The 17,806-nt window shown below is 68.2% G+C and carries 10 protein-coding genes, 2 tRNA genes and 2 pseudogenes; 6 read left to right on the top strand and 8 right to left on the bottom strand.

Going from position 1 to position 17,806, the window contains the following annotated elements:
• Positions 1–19: 19 nt before the first annotated feature.
• The 6 genes and pseudogenes from aceB to ACQCSZ_RS16320 all read right to left on the bottom strand — a co-directional run bounded on the left by aceB (position 20) and on the right by ACQCSZ_RS16320 (position 8,661).
• A pseudogene (gene aceB / locus ACQCSZ_RS16345) lies at positions 20–1,661 on the bottom strand (malate synthase A).
• A 150-nt stretch (positions 1,662–1,811) separates the two neighbouring features.
• Complete coding sequence (gene aceA, locus ACQCSZ_RS16340) at positions 1,812–3,143, bottom strand: isocitrate lyase (RefSeq protein WP_427004761.1); 1,332 nt, start codon at positions 3,141–3,143, stop codon at positions 1,812–1,814.
• Between the two features lie 396 nt (positions 3,144–3,539).
• Positions 3,540–4,550: an alcohol dehydrogenase AdhP gene (gene adhP / locus ACQCSZ_RS16335; protein WP_427008367.1), complete on the bottom strand. Its 1,011-nt coding sequence runs from the start codon at positions 4,548–4,550 to the stop codon at positions 3,540–3,542.
• A 423-nt stretch (positions 4,551–4,973) separates the two neighbouring features.
• A pseudogene (locus tag ACQCSZ_RS16330) lies at positions 4,974–5,817 on the bottom strand (hypothetical protein).
• A 241-nt stretch (positions 5,818–6,058) separates the two neighbouring features.
• Positions 6,059–6,146 (bottom strand) — tRNA-Ser (locus tag ACQCSZ_RS16325).
• A gap of 199 nt (positions 6,147–6,345) precedes the next feature.
• Positions 6,346–8,661 carry a prolyl oligopeptidase family serine peptidase gene (locus ACQCSZ_RS16320; protein ID WP_427004760.1) on the bottom strand — a complete coding sequence of 772 codons (2,316 nt, stop codon included), beginning with the start codon at positions 8,659–8,661 and terminating at the stop codon, positions 6,346–6,348.
• 98 nt (positions 8,662–8,759) lie between these two features.
• On the opposite strand from ACQCSZ_RS16320, the gene ACQCSZ_RS16315 reads away from it, so the two are divergent.
• Entirely contained in the window at positions 8,760–10,823 is a 2,064-nt protein-coding gene (locus ACQCSZ_RS16315; protein WP_427004759.1) for an FAD/NAD(P)-binding protein, read from the top strand.
• Between the two features lie 140 nt (positions 10,824–10,963).
• Here ACQCSZ_RS16315 and ACQCSZ_RS16310 read toward each other — a convergent pair whose 3' ends face one another.
• On the bottom strand, positions 10,964–11,761 hold the full coding sequence (locus ACQCSZ_RS16310) for a VOC family protein (protein WP_427004758.1): 798 nt from the start codon (positions 11,759–11,761) through the stop codon (positions 10,964–10,966).
• 337 nt (positions 11,762–12,098) lie between these two features.
• Between ACQCSZ_RS16310 and ACQCSZ_RS16305 the strand changes: the two genes are divergently transcribed.
• A complete protein-coding gene (locus ACQCSZ_RS16305; RefSeq protein WP_427004757.1) occupies positions 12,099–13,046 on the top strand; it encodes an endonuclease domain-containing protein in 948 nt (315 codons plus the stop codon).
• A 169-nt stretch (positions 13,047–13,215) separates the two neighbouring features.
• On the opposite strand, the gene ACQCSZ_RS16300 is transcribed toward ACQCSZ_RS16305, so the two are convergent.
• Positions 13,216–13,303, bottom strand: a tRNA-Ser gene (locus ACQCSZ_RS16300).
• Positions 13,304–13,474: 171 nt separating this feature from the next.
• Here ACQCSZ_RS16300 and ACQCSZ_RS16295 point away from each other — a divergent pair.
• The 4 genes from ACQCSZ_RS16295 to ACQCSZ_RS16280 all read left to right on the top strand — a co-directional run bounded on the left by ACQCSZ_RS16295 (position 13,475) and on the right by ACQCSZ_RS16280 (position 17,804).
• Positions 13,475–14,458 (top strand): NAD(P)H-quinone oxidoreductase, encoded by a 984-nt coding sequence (locus ACQCSZ_RS16295; RefSeq protein WP_427004756.1) that lies wholly within the window; start codon positions 13,475–13,477, stop codon positions 14,456–14,458.
• Positions 14,459–14,592: 134 nt separating this feature from the next.
• The gene (locus ACQCSZ_RS16290) at positions 14,593–15,129 is read left to right on the top strand and encodes a PadR family transcriptional regulator (RefSeq protein ID WP_427004755.1); all 537 of its coding nucleotides are present in this window, start codon (positions 14,593–14,595) and stop codon (positions 15,127–15,129) included.
• 169 nt (positions 15,130–15,298) lie between these two features.
• Complete coding sequence (locus tag ACQCSZ_RS16285; protein ID WP_427004754.1) at positions 15,299–17,599, top strand: carbon starvation CstA family protein; 2,301 nt, start codon at positions 15,299–15,301, stop codon at positions 17,597–17,599.
• 13 nt (positions 17,600–17,612) lie between these two features.
• Positions 17,613–17,804, top strand: coding sequence for a YbdD/YjiX family protein (locus tag ACQCSZ_RS16280; RefSeq protein WP_211878915.1), 192 nt, complete (start codon positions 17,613–17,615; stop codon positions 17,802–17,804).
• Positions 17,805–17,806 lie beyond the last annotated feature (2 nt).

Below are 17,806 nucleotides of genomic sequence, written 5' to 3'. Positions count from 1 at the left end.
GGACCGGCGGACGGAAGTTTCAGCCGGCCAGGATCTCCGGTTCCCGGGATCCGTTGAGGTACCGGTCGTAGGCGGGGATGGTGAGGAAGGCGGGGAACTCGGCGCTGAGCGTGACTTCCTCGAAGATGTCGCGGGCGTCGGCGAAGCGGTCCCCTTCGAAGCGTTCCAGTTTCGCGAACTCCTCGTCGAGCATGTCCTGCACCCACTCGCGGGTGATGACGTCGCCCTTGTCGGTGATGGCGCGGGCGAAGATCCACTGCCACAGCTGCGAGCGGGAGATCTCCGCGGTGGCGGCGTCCTCCATCAGGTTGTGGATCGCCACCGCGCCGTTGCCGCGCAGCCAGGACTCGATGTAGCGGATCCCGACCTCGATGTTGTTCCGGATGCCCTGTTCGGTGATGGTGCCGGTGGTGGAGGCGATGTCGAGCAGGGCGCGGTCGTCCGGGGTGACATCCTCGCGGAGCCGGTCCAGCTGGTTCGGGCGGCCGCCGAGGACGCCGTCGAACACCTCGCGGCACACGGGAACCAGGTCCGGGTGCGCCACCCACGAGCCGTCGAAGCCGTCGGCCGCCTCGCGGGTCTTGTCGGCGCGGACCTTCTCGAAGGCGCTAGCGTTGGCTTGTTCGTCCTTGCGGTTGGGGACGGCCGCTGCCATCCCGCCGATCGCCATGGCGCCGCGCTTGTGGCAGGCCCGGACGAGCTGTTCGGTGTAGGCGCGCATGAACGGCTGCGTCATGGTCACCTGGGCGCGGTCCGGCAGCACGAACCGGGGGCCGCGGGTGCGGAAGTTCTTGATCAGGGAGAAGATGTAGTCCCAGCGGCCGGCGTTCAGCCCGGCCGCGTGGTCGCGCAGTTCGTAGAGGATCTCCTCCATCTCGAACGCGGCGGTGATGGTCTCGATCAGCACGGTGGCACGGATGGTGCCCTGCGGGATGCCGAGCAGGTCCTGGGCCAGGACGAAGATGTCGTTCCACAGCCGGGCCTCGAGGCGGTTCTCGATCTTGGGCAGGTAGAAGTAGGGTCCCTTGCCCTGGGCGATCGATCGGGCGGGCATTGTGGAAGAAGTACAGCCCGAAGTCCACGATCCCGCCGGCGATCGGGGTGCCGTCAATGAGCATGTGCTTTTCCGGCAGGTGCCAGCCGCGGGGACGGACCACGATCGTGGGCAGCTCCCCGGCGGGGCGCAGCCTGTACTCCTTGCCCTCGGGTGAAGTGAAGTCGATCCGGCGTTCCAGCGCATCCGTGAGGTTGAGCTGGCCCTGGATGACGTTCCGCCAGGACGGGGTGGAGGAGTCTTCCATGTCCGCGAGCCACACCTTGGCGCCGGAGTTCAGCGCGTTGATGGTCATCTTCTTGTCCACCGGCCCGGTGATCTCCACGCGGCGGTCCTCCAGCCCCGGAGCCGGGGGAGCGACGCGCCAGTCCGGATCGTTGCGGATCCATGCGGTTTCGGGGAGGAAGCAGGGGTCCTGACCCTGCCCGATCTGGGTGCGCCGGTCGCGGCGGGCCTGCATCAGCTCCTGAAGGCGGGGCGCCGCTGCCCTGTGCAGCCGGGCCACGAACTCGAGGGCGTCCGGCGTGAGGACCTCGTTCTGGCGCTGGATGGGCTGGGCGGTCAGCGTGATCCCGTTGATGGTGAAGTTGTCAGTGAAGCTGTTCATGGGGTTTCTCCAATAAGGGGGCCCAACTGGCTCGCAGTAGTTGTCGTTACGAGCGTCCATAACGACAGCTACTGCTGCCTGGTTGGGGACGTGGGCCCCACGGCCGCCGGGTTCCCTCGCGAGCTCGCGAGTGGAGGGGGCGGCTGCGGATTAGTGGAACTGATCTGCTTCGGTGGAACCGTCCAGGGCCAGGGTGGATGCGTTCGGGTTGAGCGCGGTAGCGATGTCGTCGAAGTAGCCGGTGCCGACTTCGCGCTGGTGCTTGGTCGCGGTGTAGCCGCGGGACTCGGAGGCGAATTCCTTCTCCTGCAGCTCGACGTAGGCGCTCATGCCTTCCCGGGCGTAGCCGTGGGCGAGGTCGAACATCGAGTAGTTCAGGGCGTGGAAGCCGGCCAGGGTGATGAACTGGAAGGTGAAGCCCATGGCGCCGAGTTCACGCTGGAACTTCGCGATCGTGGCGTCGTCGAGGTGCTTCTTCCAGTTGAACGACGGTGAGCAGTTGTAGGAGAGCATCTGGTCCGGGAAGTCAGCCTTGACGGCTTCGGCGAACTTGCGGGCGAGTTCCAGGTCCGGGGTGCCCGTCTCCATCCAGATGAGGTCCGAGTACGGGGCGTAGGCCTTGGCGCGGGCGATGCAGGGTTCGATCCCGTTGCGGACCTTGTAGAAGCCTTCCGCGGTGCGGACCGGCTGCCCGCCTTCGCGGAGGATGAATTCCTGGTCGCGCTCGTCGACGTCGGAGGTGATGAGGGTGGCTGCCTCGGCGTCGGTGCGGGCGATGATGACCGACGGGGTGCCGGCGACGTCGGCGGCCAGGCGGGCCGCGTTCAGCGTCCGGACGTGCTGCTGGGACGGGATCAGGACCTTGCCGCCGAGGTGGCCGCACTTCTTCTCCGAGGCGAGCTGGTCTTCCCAGTGCACCCCCGACGCGCCGGCCTGGATCATGGACTTCATCAGCTCGTAGGCGTTCAGCGGGCCGCCGAAGCCGGCCTCGGCGTCGGCGACGATCGGGACCAGCCAGTCCTCGACGGTCTGGATGCCCTCGGAGAACTCGATCTGGTCGGCGCGGAGCAGGGCGTTGTTGATCCGGCGGACCACGGTCGGCACCGAGTTGGCCGGGTAGAGCGACTGGTCCGGGTACGTGTGGCCGGAGTTGTTGGCGTCCGCGGCGACCTGCCAGCCGGAAAGGTAGATGGCACGCAGCCCGGCCTTGACCTGCTGCACCGCCTGGTTGCCGGTCAGGGCGCCCAGGGCGTTGGTGTACTTGCCTTCCTTGTGCTCCTCGGTGAGCTGCTTCCACAGCTTCTCGGAACCACGGCGGGCCAGCGTGTGCTCTTCGGAGACCCGGCCGCGGAGGCGGACGACGTCGGAAGCCTTGTAGTCCCGGGTGACACCTTCCCAGCGCGGGTCGGCAGCCCACTCCTGCTCCAGGGCGGCGGCCTGCTCTTCGGGCGTCTGCTGGGTGGGCTCAAATGCTGCAGTCATTTCAATCTCCTTGTGTGTGCCCGGGCCCGCCCTTTCCTGCTTCCTGCAGGTTGGGTTGGCTGATCCGGTACGGTGTTGAACGGCCTCTCAGCCGCAGGACGTCCGTAGCCAAATAATTTGCTCCGGACGCTTTCCCGGCTGGAATCGGCGCCGTTTTTCCTGTTCCGAGGCCGGACCAGCCACTTCCGTCGGGTGTCCGTTGGTGGGAGTCCTCCGAAGTCGGTTGCTTGACTTCGCGGACCCCCGGGTAGGCGCCGTGGATGACACCCGCCAAGATCTAACTTTTTTCGTACCTTGAACTGATCGTTTCTTCGCTGAGCATTCTCAATCAGTGCCCTGCGGCGGCGGGGCCCGAAGTATCTCCGGAACCGCGCCGCCGCTGGCGCCTGAGACTGATCAGTACTTGATGACGACGCGGCCGTCGATCTTGGCGTGCTTCATCTCGTCAAGAACGGCGTTGACCTCGGAGAGTTCCCGGGTGGACACGGTGGGGTGGATCTTGCCCTCCGCGTAGAACTCGAGGGCTTCCTCAAGGTCCTGCCGGGTTCCCACGATGGAGCCGCGGACCGTCAGGCCCTTGAGCACGATCTCGAAGATCGGCGCCGGGAAGTCGCCCGGCGGGAGCCCGTTGAACACGATGGTTCCGCCGCGGCGGGCCATGCCGATCGCCTGCCCGAACGCCGAGGGGTGCACGGCCGTGACCAGCACACCGTGGCAGCCGCCGGTTTCGCGCTGGATGACTTCCACGGGGTCCTCATGCAGGGCGTTGACGGTCAGCTCCGCACCGTGCTTCTTCGCCAGGGCGAGTTTGTCGTCGGCGATGTCCACAGCGGCGACGCGCAGGCCCATGGCAACCGCGTACTGCACGGCAATGTGCCCGAGCCCGCCGATGCCGGAAATCGTGACCCACTGGCCGGGCCTGGCCTCGGTCATCTTCAGGCCCTTGTAGACCGTGACGCCGGCGCAAAGCACCGGGGCGATCTCCACGGGGTCCGAGCCGGCAGGGATGCGGGCCGCGAAGCGGGTGTCCACGAGCATGTATTCGCCGAAGGAGCCGTCAACGCTGTAGCCGGCGTTCTGCTGCGCCTCGCACAACGTTTCCCAGCCGGTCCGGCAGTACTGGCAGTCGCCGCAGGCGGACCAGAGCCAGGCATTGCCCACGAGGTCGCCGACAGCAAGGTCCGTGACGCCTTCTCCCAGCGCAACCACTTCGCCCACGCCTTCGTGGCCGGGGATGAACGGCGGTGTCGGCTTGACCGGCCAGTCGCCCTCCGCCGCGTGGAGGTCCGTGTGGCAGACGCCCGTGGTGATGACCTTCACCAGGGCTTCCCCGCGGCCCGGGACGGGAACGGGGAGCGTCTGGATCTGGAGATCCTTGCCGAATTCGGTTACTACAGCTGCTTGCATCGTCGTCATTGTCGATTTCCTTCGTCGTTTGTGCTTAGAAATAGTGGGATCACGAAATTTTGGCGACGGCCCAGAAGAAGCCGGGCTTATACTCCGAGTGGCTGCTGACCACAAGGTTTTTCCTTGGCCTCCGGGTAGTGGCTCAGCATCATGAGTGGATTTCACGCCCGATGCCGCCGGAGGACTTGTAGTCTCCGAACGCCGCACCTGCCGGATAGGCAAGGCGGGACTGGTAGATGCGTCAGGGCGGATAACCCGCCGCTGTTCCGGTCCGCGCCGCGGACTTGGAACGAGACCCGGCCGCCTTGGCCTGGTGTGCGAAGACAATCGTCGCTAGGTCCGTGCTGGGCCCGACGATGGCCGCCGTTGCCTTCAGCTTAGGGGCGGGAGGGTTGCAGTCAGGTTGCAGCCTTGTGAGTCAACTCACTTGCGCTGGTGTGTTCCGAGTTCGGATTCCAGACGCTCCATGTCAGCAACCACCGCAGCCCTCCTGAGCGACCGGGGCGGTAGTAGCTTCAACGACGCCCCGCGAACACCAAGATCGTCCCTCGCTTCCGGCAGGTCCGCATACTGCAGCAGGGCTTCCGCGCTACCGTCCGTGAGAAGGGCTTCCCTCAGGAGCGTGGAGACATGATCCCGAACCACAACGCCCGGAGCCTCGGAGTGAGGCAACACCGGACCGCGATAGATGTCCAACGCGACCCGGCGGGCTCCGCGCCGGAGGCAGCTGAGAACCTGGCCCGCGTCCGGCCGTATGTCCATGGTCAGCCTGTACGGTCGGGATTCCGGCACGGCGGCGGGGTTGAACTGCTGAAGGACTTTCCTCAGCCTGACCATCTCCGCCGTGAGGGTCATGGCTGAAACATTCCCGAACAGCAGGCTGCACAGCTCCAGCGCTCAGCCCGTCCGGATGGATGCTCAGCAGGGCCTCAACAAACATCATGCGTTCCGCGCGCCGGCGCAGGGCGGCATCGCCGTCGACCCACAGCAGCCTGCCCATTTCATCCCCGACAGCGACGAGCAACCCGTCTTCGTAGCTGGGCTGAATCAGCAGCCTATGAATCACCGGCATGATTGACGCCAGCGGATGGCCGCGGCGGTACTCCTCAAGGGCGCCGCCGTCGAGGGCCAGCGTGGACTGCTGGCTGTCGGGGTCTGCCGGAAGCCGCAGCGAACGCTGCCAGGACTCCTCTATGACCCTTCGAAGCGGCCCCTGCCCGGACCTGACGACCTGCTTCGAGGCTGTAAGAGGCCGGGCAGCAGGCAACGGTGTTTCCTGCAAGGGGCTCGGGGACAGCGACCGGGGACTACGCACGGTGGCTCCATTGACGGCAGGCGAAAAGGGGTCGAGATGTGGCCTCAGTCACAAGCGTACCGCGCCTTGCCCGGCCGGTTGCCTATCAGCAGGCCGCGGACGGGGTTGCCCGGCATCCGGCGTGTACGAAGGAATAACGGCAAAACGCGCCCCGGATACGCAAAAGGCCCCGGTCCAGGACCGGGGCCAAACGCGGAGACGGGGGGATTTGAACCCCCGGTGGAGTTGTGCCCCACACTTCATTAGCAGTGAAGCCCATTCGGCCGCTCTGGCACGTCTCCAATTGCTACTAAGTAGCCAACCAAGGATACGCAGAAGGTGCCACGCAGTGCAAAACGGCCAACGCGGGGTCACTCCGCGCCCATGCCGGCCCGCCGGATGGGCCGGATCTGACCCCGCGTTGCTCCCAAGGACGCCGGGTCAGACGCGGGTTCAGGCGCAGGGTCAGACACCGGGTCCGGGCGCCGGGTCCGGCGCGGGTCAGGCGCCCCGGCCGGCCAGAGAACGCCAGAGGAAGTGCTGGCTGCGGCTCTGCAGCGCCGCCGCCTGGCGGTTGTCCGAGGCGCCCGCGTGGCCGCCTTCGAGCGACTCGTGGAACCAGACGTTGGGGATGCCCATCGCCTGCATCCGCGCGGCCATCTTGCGGGCCTGGACGGGTCCCACCCGGTCATCGGAGGTGGCGGTCCAGATGAACATCTCCGGATAGTCCACGCCGTCCTTGAGCAGGTGGTAGGGCGAGAACGTCCTGATGAAGTCCCACTGCTCCGGCACATCGGGGTCGCCGTATTCGGCGATCCAAGAGTACCCCGCGGACAGCTTGCTGTACCGGCGCATGTCCAGCAGCGGCACCCCGCAGGACACGGCGCCGAACAGCCCGGGGTACTTGGTGAGCATGTTGCCCACCAGCAGCCCGCCGTTGGAACCGCCCACGCAGCCGAGCCGCTGGCGCGAGGTCACGCCGCGGGAGATCAGGTCCTGCGCCACGGCCGCGAAGTCCTCGTACGCCCGGTGCCTGTTCTCCTGCAGCGCGGCCCGGTGCCACGCCGGCCCGTATTCGCCGCCGCCGCGGATGTTCGCCACGACGTAGACCCCGCCGCGGGAATGCGGGACTTCCCCACCGGCGGATTCCGCGGTGCGCCGTTCCAGCCAGGCCCGCCCGATCACGCCGCTGTAGGCCGGGGTCCGGGAGATCTCGAAGCCGCCGTAGCCGGAGAGCTGGGTGGGATTCTGGCCGTCCAGCACGAGGTCCCTGGCAGCCACCTGGAAGTACGGCACCCGCGTGCCGTCGGTGGACACGGCGAAGTGCTGCTGGACCTCGTAGTCCGCTTCGTTGAAGAACGACGGCGAGGAGCGGATCACCTCGTGCGTGCTGGCGATGCCGGCCCCGCCGCCGGCGGCGGGGCCGGCATCGCCAGACGAACTGTCTGGGGCGCGTTTCAGGGTGCCCCGGGTGAGCGTGCTCGGCGTGGTGAAGCCGGTGGCCACGAGCCAGAAGTCGTTTCCCGCGCCGGGGGCAACCTCCTCCGTCACGGCGCGGCCGCCCCCGGTACCGTCGTCGTCGGAGCCCTCCGCGTCGTCTTCGTCGTCGACGGCGTAGGCCGTCACGTCATGCAGGGGCGGGCAGGCGTCCAGCACGGTGGCAGCCCAGGCGGCTTCCGTGCCGGGCCGCTGCGGATCCAGCACCCGGATCTCGGAGGACACGTCGCGGAGCAGGTTCAGCAGCAGGAAGTCCCGTGTCCAGCTCCAGGACTGCAGGGAGGTGTGCGCGTCCGGGGTGAACAGCAGGGACAGATCCCGTTCGCCGGCCAGGAACGCCTCGAAATCCGCCACGAGCAGGGATCCGGCCTGGTAGGTTGCGCCGTTGACGGTCCAGTCACGCTGCGGCCGGAACAGCAGCCATTCGCGGTGTGAGCTCAGGTTCACGTCGGCGGGGACGTCGAGTTGCACCCACCCGCCCCCGCGCAGCACCGAGGTGTTCTTCTCGAAGAAGCTGATCCAGTCCACGGCGAAGGTCCGCTCGAACCCGGGGGTGGAGTCGTGGGCCACGAGCGCCATCATGTGCTCTTCGGGGATCTCGAACAGCCGCTCGGCCGTGGCCAGCGACCCGCCGCGGCGCAGTTTCACGCCGGTCCGGGCATAGGAGGAGGTGGTGCTGGGCAGCCCGTCGGCGGTGCTGGCCACGAGCAGCGTGTCCGCGTCCAGCCAGGAGGCGTTGCCCTTCGCCGTCGGCAGGTCGAAGCCGCCCGCCGCCGGGTCCACGAAGCTGCGGCGCTCGACGTCGAACTCGCGGTAACGGTTGGCGTCGCCGCCGTCGGGGGAGAGGGCCAGCAGTGCCCGCCGGTGCGGTTCCCCGGCGGCCGGGCGGAGGAAGGTGACGCCGTGGAAGACCCATTCCTGGCCTTCCGCCGCGGCCAGGGCGTCCACGTCCAGGAGGATGTCCCATTCGGGTGACCCGCCCCGGTAGCTCTCCCAGCCGGTGCGGCGCCACAGGCCCTTGGGGTTCTCCCGGTCCTTCCAGAAGTTGTAGTACCACTCGCCGTGCTTGCCGACCATGGCGATCCGGTCCGTGGAATCGAGCACCTCGAGGATGCCGGCCTCAAGTCCGGCGTAGTCCGCATCCTCCAGCAGTTCCTCGGTCCGGGCATTCTGCTCCCGTACCCAGGCCAGTTGCTCCTCGCCGAAGATGTCCTCCAGCCAGATGTTCTCGTCGACGGGTTCGGGGCCGGCCCCGGGGCCCGCTGTTGATGCGGTGTTGGGGCCGGACGCGGGGTGCTGGTCAGCTTCAGTGGTGGTCATCGCCCCATCCAAGCAACATCAGCGCGCCGGGAGCAAGTCACACGGCGGGCCAGGTGGAACGTCAGGCCAGGACCACGGATGCCGATACGCTGGAGCCCGTGGGCACAGCGCAGAATATCCGGACGGCACTGATAGGCGCCGGTCCCCGGGGCACGAGCGTGCTGGAGCGGCTGCTGGCCAATTGGGCGCAGGCCGGCGCCGGGCACGGGGGCGCGCAGGCCCTCCACATCGATGTGATCGACCCGTATCCCGCGGGCCCCGGCCACGTGTGGCAGCCCGGCCAGTCCCGGCTGTACCTGATGAACACGCAGTCCTTCTATCCCACGGTCGTTCCGGAGGACCCGGAGCTCGCGGAACCGCTGGCCGGACACACCTTCGACCGCTGGCGTGAACTGCAGCAGCGGCACCCCCATCCCTCGCTGGCCGCGCAGGAACGTCACGAACTGTCCGGGCTGGGTCCGGCGGACTTCCCCAGCCGCGCCCTGTACGGGCGCTACCTCCGCCGCACCGTCGAGGAACTGCTCACGTGCCTGCCCGCCGGCGTCACGGTGGACTTCCACGAGATGGCCGCGACGTCCGTCCGGCGCGCAGGCGCCGGGCAGGACGGGGACGTGAGGTTCGACGTCGGGCTCGCGGACGGCGCGGTGCTCACGGTCGGCTCCGTCGTGCTGGCCCTGGGCCACCTTGACGCGCGGCTGAATCCGGAGCAGCGGGAGCTGCAGGCCGCGGCGGAGGAGCTGGGGCTGCTCTACTTCCCGCCGGCCGCCCCGGCCGACGTCGACTGGTCCCGGATCCCGGCGGTGAAACCGGTCCTGGTCCGCGGCATGGGCCTGAACTTCTTTGACATGATGGGCCAGCTGACCGAGGGGCGCGGCGGCACGTTCCTGGCTGCAGACACAGCCGCCGAGGGAGGCGCCGGGCTGAGGTATCTGCCGTCCGGCCGCGAACCGCTCATCATCGCCGCCTCGCGCCGCGGCACCCCGTACCGGGCCAAGGCCGCCCTGGCCGGGTATTACCCTGCCGCCGTGTCGCTGCGGTACTGCACGGAGGCCGCCCTGGCGAGGTTCGCCGAGGCGGGGATCCGGCCGGCCTTCGACCACGACCTCTGGCCGCTCCTGCACCGGGACGCCCTCTGGGCCTACTACTCCACGCTGGCGCGCTCGCAGCCGGGGGCCATCCTCACCGATCCCGCGGAATTCCTGCGCGCCCTGGAGGCGGCCCTGCGCCCGCATGCGCACACCACGGCCAAATGGGAGGGCGCCGTGGACTCCGTGATCGATGTGCACGTCCGGCCGGCCCACCGCCTGGACCTGCTGGGCCTCGCGGCGCCCCTCGCCGGGCGGTCCTTCGGCTCCCGGGCGGAGCTGGACGCGGCGGTGGTCGACTATCTGCTCGACGACGCCCGGCGGTCGGCGCTGGGGGAGGACGACCCGGTCAAGATGACGATCGGCGCCCTGCATCACGGCCGCGCGGTGCTCAAGACAGCCGTGGCGGACGGCGGCATCACGGACGAGTCGTGGGTCGCGGGGCTCCGCGGCTGGTTCGAATCGTTCGTCGAAGGCCTCGCCAGCGGTCCGCCCGCGCTGCGTGCCGAACAGCTCGCGGCCCTGGTCCGCGCCGGCGTCGTCCGGTTCGTCGGACCGGACCCCAAGTTCGGCGTCGACCGCAAGGCGGGGACCTTTACCGCGGCCTCGCCGTGGGTCGGCGGCGGCCCGGACGCCGGCGCGGAAGGCGGCGCCGTCGTGGGCGATCCGGTGGCGGCCGCGGCCATGATCGAGGCACTCGCGCCGGCCAACCGCGTGAGCGTCAACGAGTCACCGCTGCTGGAACAATTGCTCGCCGAGGGGCTCGTGCGCCCGCGGCTGATGATGACGGCGGAGGGCACCCCGGTGCAGACCTCGGGCCTGGACGTCGCCCCGCACCCGTACCGGCCACTGGGCGCGAACGGCTCCGTGACGGAGGGCCTGTACGTTCTGGGGCTCCAGCTCTCCGCCGCACAGTGGGGCACCGCCATCGCGGCCGAGGCCCGGCAGAAGAACGGCCCGGCCTACCGCAGCGGCCAGCGCACCCTGCGCGACGCCGACGAGATCGCCCGCGGCATCCTCGGTTTCCAGCCGCACCAAAAAATGAGCATGCCCTCCGTGCGCGCCCACGAAAAATGAGCATGCCTCACGTGCGCGCCCCCGAAAAATGAGCATGCCCCACCCCCGGGCTGAGCAGTGGACATATGGGCAATATGTCCATTGCTGCGGCCCAGGGGAGGGCATGCTCACTGGTGAAGGGCTTGGGAATCAGGCTCCCGCTACGGGTTCTCGTCGCCTCCGCGGGGCAGTTCCTGGCTGATCATGAAAATGGCGCCCGTCGGGTCGGTCAGGGTGGCATTCCGGCCGTAGGGGGTGTCTTCAGGCGGCCGGACAACGCTGCCGCCCAGCTCCACGGCCTTGGCGATGGCGGCGTCGGCGTTCTCCACGCCGAAGTAGACGATCCAGTTGGAGGGCACGCCTTCCGGGAGGAATCCGGAGGCGTCCAGGATCCCGGCCTTGGCGGCGTCTCCGGCGCCGAGGGTGGTGTACCGGAACTCGGGGGTGTCGCTGAGGACGGCGGTGTCCCAGCCGAAGGCGTCCTGGTAGAACTTGACCGCCTTGTCATAGTCCTTGGTGTGGAGCTCATGCCACACGGGGGAACCGGGCTCGGCGGCCAGTTGGTAGCCCTTGTGTTCCAGGGGCTGCCAGACGCCGATCGAGGCGCCGGACGGGTCGCCGAAGATGGCCATGTGGCCTTGTTCGGGAACATGCATCGGTTCCATGTAGACCTGGCCGCCGTTCGCGGTCACGGCCGCGGCGGAGGCCTCGGCGTCGCCGGTCTGCAGGTAGGTGGACCACATGTCCGGCATGGCCGCCTGGGCTTCCATTTTCTGCATGACGCCGGCGACGGATTTTCCGTCCTTGGAGGCGGTGATGTAGCCGCCGTATTTCTCCTGGTCGCCTGCTTCGAATGTCCAGCCAAAAAGTTCGCCGTAGAACGACTTGGCCTTTTCAGTGTCCGATGTCATGAGATCAATCCAGCACGGCGCGCCGTTGGAGTGCTCGGGTGTAGGCATGTAAGGCTCCTGCTCTGTGCTGCGGCCCGTGACTCGTTGTGGCGGCCGCCAGCGTCGGGTGGGTGGTGGAGACAACAGAGACACTATGCTGGGGCGCTGACGGTTTCAATGGACCGGCGGAATTGCCGCCGGTCAAACGGGCTGGGTTCGCGGGCCAGCGGACCCGGCGCCGGAGGCCGATCAGGGCGGATGACGGGTCCGCATCCGCCCTGATCTGCCCACACCGTCAACCAAGTTCCAAGGACGGCTGCCGCACGCTGCCTCCGCGCTGCCGCCCTGCCGCTGCGCCTGTGGATAACCGGCGGCACCGGCAGCCGGACTGTGGCCTAATGTTCGAATGGCGACAGCGAAACCCTTGCCCGAGGCACTGGCGGCGGGCTCGTTCACGATCGGCGAAGCCAGGCTCCACGGAGTCTCCCCGTGGCGGGCCAAGGCCGCGGACATCCACGTGCCAAGCCGCGGGATCAGGGTGCCGGCCGGGCGGGAACAGCCGCTCCTGGCGCGGGCCCGCCCCTACACGCGGTTGGGGACGGCCGACACCGTCAGCTTCTACTCGGCCGCCGACATCCACCGCTTCAAGTTACCCGGCGACCCGGTCAACGCCGGGTCGGCACCTTCGGCAAGGCTCCTGCATCTGACCAGAAACGGCTCCGCCGCCCCGCGCCGAAAGGGGGTCGTCGGCCACCGCTCCGAATTGGCGCCCACCGAAATCGTGATTCTGCAGGGCGTTCCGGTCACCTCCATTCCCCGCACCTTGCTCGATCTGGCGGGAACGGGAACCTTGAGCCGCGATGACATCGTGGTCATTGTCGACGACCTCATCTGCGAACATTCGCGCTCCCGGTACCCGCGGGCAGCGCGGATTCCGCTGCGGGAGCTTCTCCGCTACGCCGAGCAGAAACGCCCCGTGGCAGGGCTTCCGCTGCTCCGGAGCGCACTCCAGCTGGCCCGGGTCGGTGCCGATTCGCCGCCCGAAACCCGGCTCCGACTGCTGTTCGGACGCTCCGCCCTGCCGGCCTTTGAAGCGAGCTACGTCCTCATGGACTCCCTCGGCACTCCGTTGTGGGTAGACCTGGCATGCCCGGAATACCGTCTGGCGGTGGAGTACGACGGCGCCCATCACCTGACGCCCGCCCAGCAGCAGCTCGATGCCCTGCGCCGCGAGCGTACTGCCGATGCCGGCTGGCGGCAGTTGGTCATCAACAAAGCCGACGTCCGGAACGGTGAGGACTGGGTGCTGACCCGCGTCCGGCTGGCCCTGCGGGCGCAGGGCTGGACCGGATAAGCCGGGAATGCCATGCCACCGGTCGAGGCTGGGCAGATCAGGGCGAATCGGCGGCCCCTATCCGCCCTGAGCTGCCCGCACCCCGCGCCCCACGCGCGTAGGGGCAGCTCCCGGACGCAAAAATGCCCCGGGTTCCTGCGGGATTCGCAGCAGCCTGGGGCATTGTTCGCGGAAGGTAAGAGATTCGAACTCTTGGTACGGGGTTACCGCACACTGGTTTTCAAGACCAGCTCCATCGGCCGCTCGGACAACCTTCCCTAACGAGTAGTGTTCCATAGGCAGTCGGCTGCAACAAAAAACGCGGCCGGGCTCGCGCTAGGCTCGCGGGCGGGCGCGGCCGCTCCACATAGTCTTGAGGGACGTCGTTCCTGACACGGTGTGCCGCCGGCGCATACCTGCACGAAATGAGTTAGAAATCGGAGTTCTCCATGAAGGCTGTCTACATCTCAGAGCCCGGCGGGCCCGAGGCCCTGGACGTCCGTGAGGTCCCGGCCCCGGTGCCCGGCCCCGGCGAGGTGCTGATCGACGTCGTCGCCGCCGGTCTCAACCGGGCCGACGTCCACCAGCGCCAGGGCCACTACCCGCCGCCCCCGGGCGCCTCGGAAATCCCGGGCCTGGAGGTTTCCGGCCGGATCGCGGGCTTCGGCCCGGGGGTGAGCAAACCGTTCTCGGTGGGGGACAAGGTGGTGGCGCTGCTCGCCGGCGGCGGCTACGCCGGGCAGGTGGCCGTTCCGGCCGGGCAGGTGCTGAGGATTCCCGACGGCGTGGACCTGGTCACCGCCGCCTCCCTGCCGGAGGTTGCCGCCACCGTCTATTCCAACCTGATCATGACGGCGCAGCTGCAGCCGGGGGAAACAGTGCTCATCCACGGGGCGACGGGCGGGATCGGCACGATGGCCATCCAGCTGGCGAAGGCCCTCGGTGCCCGCGTGGCCACCACGGCCGGCACCGCGGAGAAGGTCGGCACGGCGAAGGCGTTCCTCGGAGCGGACATCGCCATCAACTACGCCGAGGAGGACTTCCCGGAGAGCCTGCGCGCCCAGAACGGCGGCAAGGGCGCGGACGTGATCCTCGACGTCGTCGGGGCCAAATACCTCAAGCAGAACGTCGATGCCCTGGCCGATTACGGACGGCTCGTGGTGATCGGGCTGCAGGGCGGGGCCAAGGGGGAACTGGACCTGGGGAAGCTCCTGAAGAAGCGGGCCGCCATCATCGCCACGTCGCTGCGTCCCCGCCCGGTCGAGGAGAAGACGGTGATCATGAACGCGGTGCGCGACGCCGTGTGGCCGCTGCTCGCTGACGGGCGGATCAGGCCGCTGGTGGCCAAAACCTTCCCGCTGGAGCAGGTCCGGGCCGCACACAAGTACTTCGATTCCGGCGAGCATGTGGGCAAGGTCCTGCTGGTGATGTAGGACCGCCTGACGTCCACGCGTCCGGCCGCCCGTTTTGCTTCGGCGTCCTGTATGGCGCTACTGTGAGCATATACGCGGTATACACGCGTCTTGGGGCGCGTGTATGCCGTCGTCCGGCTACCTCCGGGAGCACCATGTCCATCCGTCACAGCCTCCTGGCCCTGCTGCAGGACCGGCCGCGCTACGGTTACCAGCTCAGGGCCGAATTCGAGGACCGCACCGGCTCGTCCTGGCCGCTGAACATCGGGCAGGTGTACACCACCCTGGACCGCCTGGAGCGCGACGGCCTCGTCCGCAAAGAGGGCGCCGACGGCGAAGGCCACGTCATCTACAGCATCACCGAGGCCGGCCTGGCCGAAGCCGGCGGCTGGTTCGCTTCCCCCGTGGCCCGCACCAACCCGCCGCGGAACGAGCTGGCCATCAAACTGGCCCTCGGCCTGACCATACCCGGCGTCGACGTCGGAGCCATCATCCAGGCCCAGCGCAGCGTCTCCGTCAGGGCCCTGCAGGACTACACCAAGTCCCGGCGCGACATGTCGGCGCGGCAGCGGCCGGCCGACACCGCCAGGCTCCTGGTCCTGGACTCCCTCGTCTTCCAGACCGAAGCAGAGGTCCGCTGGCTGGATCTCTGCGAAGCCCGGCTCATGCAGCTGGCGAACCCGCCGCGATAGGGCCGCCGTCGGGCGCCTCCCCGACCGTTCGTCGCGCCGTCACCCCCGCCGGGCGCAGGACCATTTTGCCGGGCGCAGGACCGTTCCGCCGGGAAGACAGGGTTGGTAGGGTGCCATGGGCCCGCCAGGAGGGCTAACCTTTTTTTAAGTGGGTCCCCAAGGAGGAGACATGAGCACAATGCCTGATGGCAAGCCGCGTAGCGCAGGACTCGACGACGGCCTGACCCCGGACCCGGCCCTTCCGGCCCCGTCCGTGGACGAGGCCGTCCGGGAAGCCGAGGAACGGAAATGGACGCCCGCAAAGATCGCGCTGTGGGTGGCGATCTCCCTGTTGGGCGCCGTTGCCTGGTTCATGGTGGCGATTGTCCGCGGCGAGACCGTCAACGCCATCTGGTTCGTGTTTGCCGCAGTGTGCACCTACCTGATCGGCTACCGCTTCTACTCCAAGTTCATCGAGCGCCACCTGCTCCGGCCGAATGACCGCCGTGCCACCCCGGCGGAATACAAAGCCGACGGCAAGGACTACGTCCGCACGGACCGCAACGTCCTGTTCGGCCACCATTTCGCCGCGATCGCCGGCGCCGGCCCGCTGGTGGGCCCGATCATCGCCGCCCAGATGGGCTACCTCCCGGGCACCATCTGGATCATCATCGGCGTCGTCCTGGCAGGCGCAGTCCAGGACTACCTGGTCATGTTCTTCTCCATGCGCCGCGGCGGCCGTTCCCTGGGCCAGATGGCCCGCGAGGAACTCGGCGTCATCGGCGGCACCGCCGCGCTGGTCGCCACCCTGCTGATCATGGTGATCATCGTTGCCATCCTGGCCCTCGTGGTCGTGAACGCGCTGGCCGAAAGCCCGTGGGGTGTCTTCTCCGTCGGCATGACCATCCCGATCGCCCTCTTCATGGGCGTCTACCTCCGTCACCTCCGCCCGGGCAAGATCCTGGAAGTCTCGCTGATCGGCTTCGTGCTCCTCCTGGCGGCCATCATCGGCGGCGGCGCCGTCGCCGGCACCGAATGGGGTGCCGCGCTCTTCACCCTGGACAAGGTCACCCTCGCCTGGGCCCTCATCGTCTACGGCTTCATCGCCGCGATCCTGCCGGTCTGGCTGCTGCTGGCCCCGCGTGACTACCTGTCCACCTTCATGAAGATCGGCGTCATCGCGATGCTGGCCCTTGCCGTCATCGTGGTCCGCCCCGAGATCACAGTCCCGGCGTTCAGCGAATTCGCCAGCCGCGACAACGGCCCGGTCTTCCCGGGAGCGCTTTTCCCCTTCCTGTTCGTGACGATCGCCTGCGGTGCCCTGTCGGGGTTCCACGCGCTGATCTCCTCCGGCACCACACCGAAGCTGATCGAGAAGGAACGCCAGAGCCGCTACATCGGTTACGGCGGCATGCTGATGGAGTCCTTCGTGGCGATCATGGCCCTGGTGGCCGCGATCTCGATCGACCGCGGGCTCTACTTCGCGATGAACGCTCCCGCCGCCCTGACCGGCGGCACCGTGGAAACCGCCGCCGCCTGGGTCAACAGCCTGGGCCTGTCCGGCGTGAACCTCAGCCCGGGCCTGCTCTCCGAGACGGCGGCCAATGTCGGTGAAGAGAGCATCATCTCCCGCACCGGCGGCGCGCCCACCCTGGCCGTGGGCCTCGCCCACATCATGGAGCAGTTCATCGGCGGCACCGCGATGATGGCCTTCTGGTACCACTTCGCGATCATGTTCGAGGCCCTGTTCATCCTCACCGCGGTCGACGCCGGGACCCGGGTGGCGCGGTTCATGCTGCAGGATTCGATCGGCAACCTCGTGCCGAAGTTCAAGGAGCACTCCTGGCGGCCGGGGGCCTGGCTCTGCACCGCCGTCATGGTGGGCGCCTGGGGCGCCGTGCTCCTTATGGGCGTCACGGATCCGCTGGGCGGCATCAATACGCTCTTCCCGCTGTTCGGCATCGCCAACCAGTTACTGGCCGCCATTGCGCTGGCCGTCTGCCTTGCCATCGTGGCCAAGCGAGGCTCCTTCCGGTACCTGTGGATCGCGGCCCTCCCGCTGGCGTTCGCGGCCGTTGTCACCATCACGGCCAGCTACCAGAAGATCTTCTCCGCCACCCCGGCTGTGGGCTACTTCGCCAACAACGCCGCCTTCTCCAAGGCGATGGCGGAAGGCAAGACATCCTTCGGAACCGCCAAGACCGTCGCGGCCATGGAGGCAGTGGTCCGCAACACCATGATCCAGGGGTGGCTGTCGGTGATCTTCGTGGTCCTCAGCATCATCGTCATCGTCACTGCGCTCGCGGCCACCGTGACGTCCTTCCGCAACGCAGCCAAGGGGATTCCGAACACCGACCACGAGGATCCGGCCCGCGCGTCCCGGGTGTTCGCCCCGGCCGGCCTCATTCCGACGGCCGCCGAACGCGAGCTGACGGCGCAGTGGGACAAGCTGCCGGCCGAGCAGCGTTTCGAGACGGCCAGGCACCACTGATGCGGAGCCGGCGATGAATGCCATGCTGGCGGGATTCCGGGGGCTGGCCCACTACCTGAACGGGGTCCTGGGCGCGGACGCGTACGAGAAATACCTGGAGCATCATGCCGCCTCCGGACACACGGATCCGCCGATGACCGAGCGTGAGTTCTGGCGGGACCGGAACGACCGCCAGGACAGCAACCCGCAGGGCCGGTGCTGCTGACC

The sequence above is a fragment of the Pseudarthrobacter sp. H2 genome, assembly GCF_050157045.1.
Taxonomy (GTDB): domain Bacteria; phylum Actinomycetota; class Actinomycetes; order Actinomycetales; family Micrococcaceae; genus Arthrobacter.
Note: the sequence above shows the minus strand (reverse complement) of the source record. Positions and strands in the feature narration are given on the sequence as shown.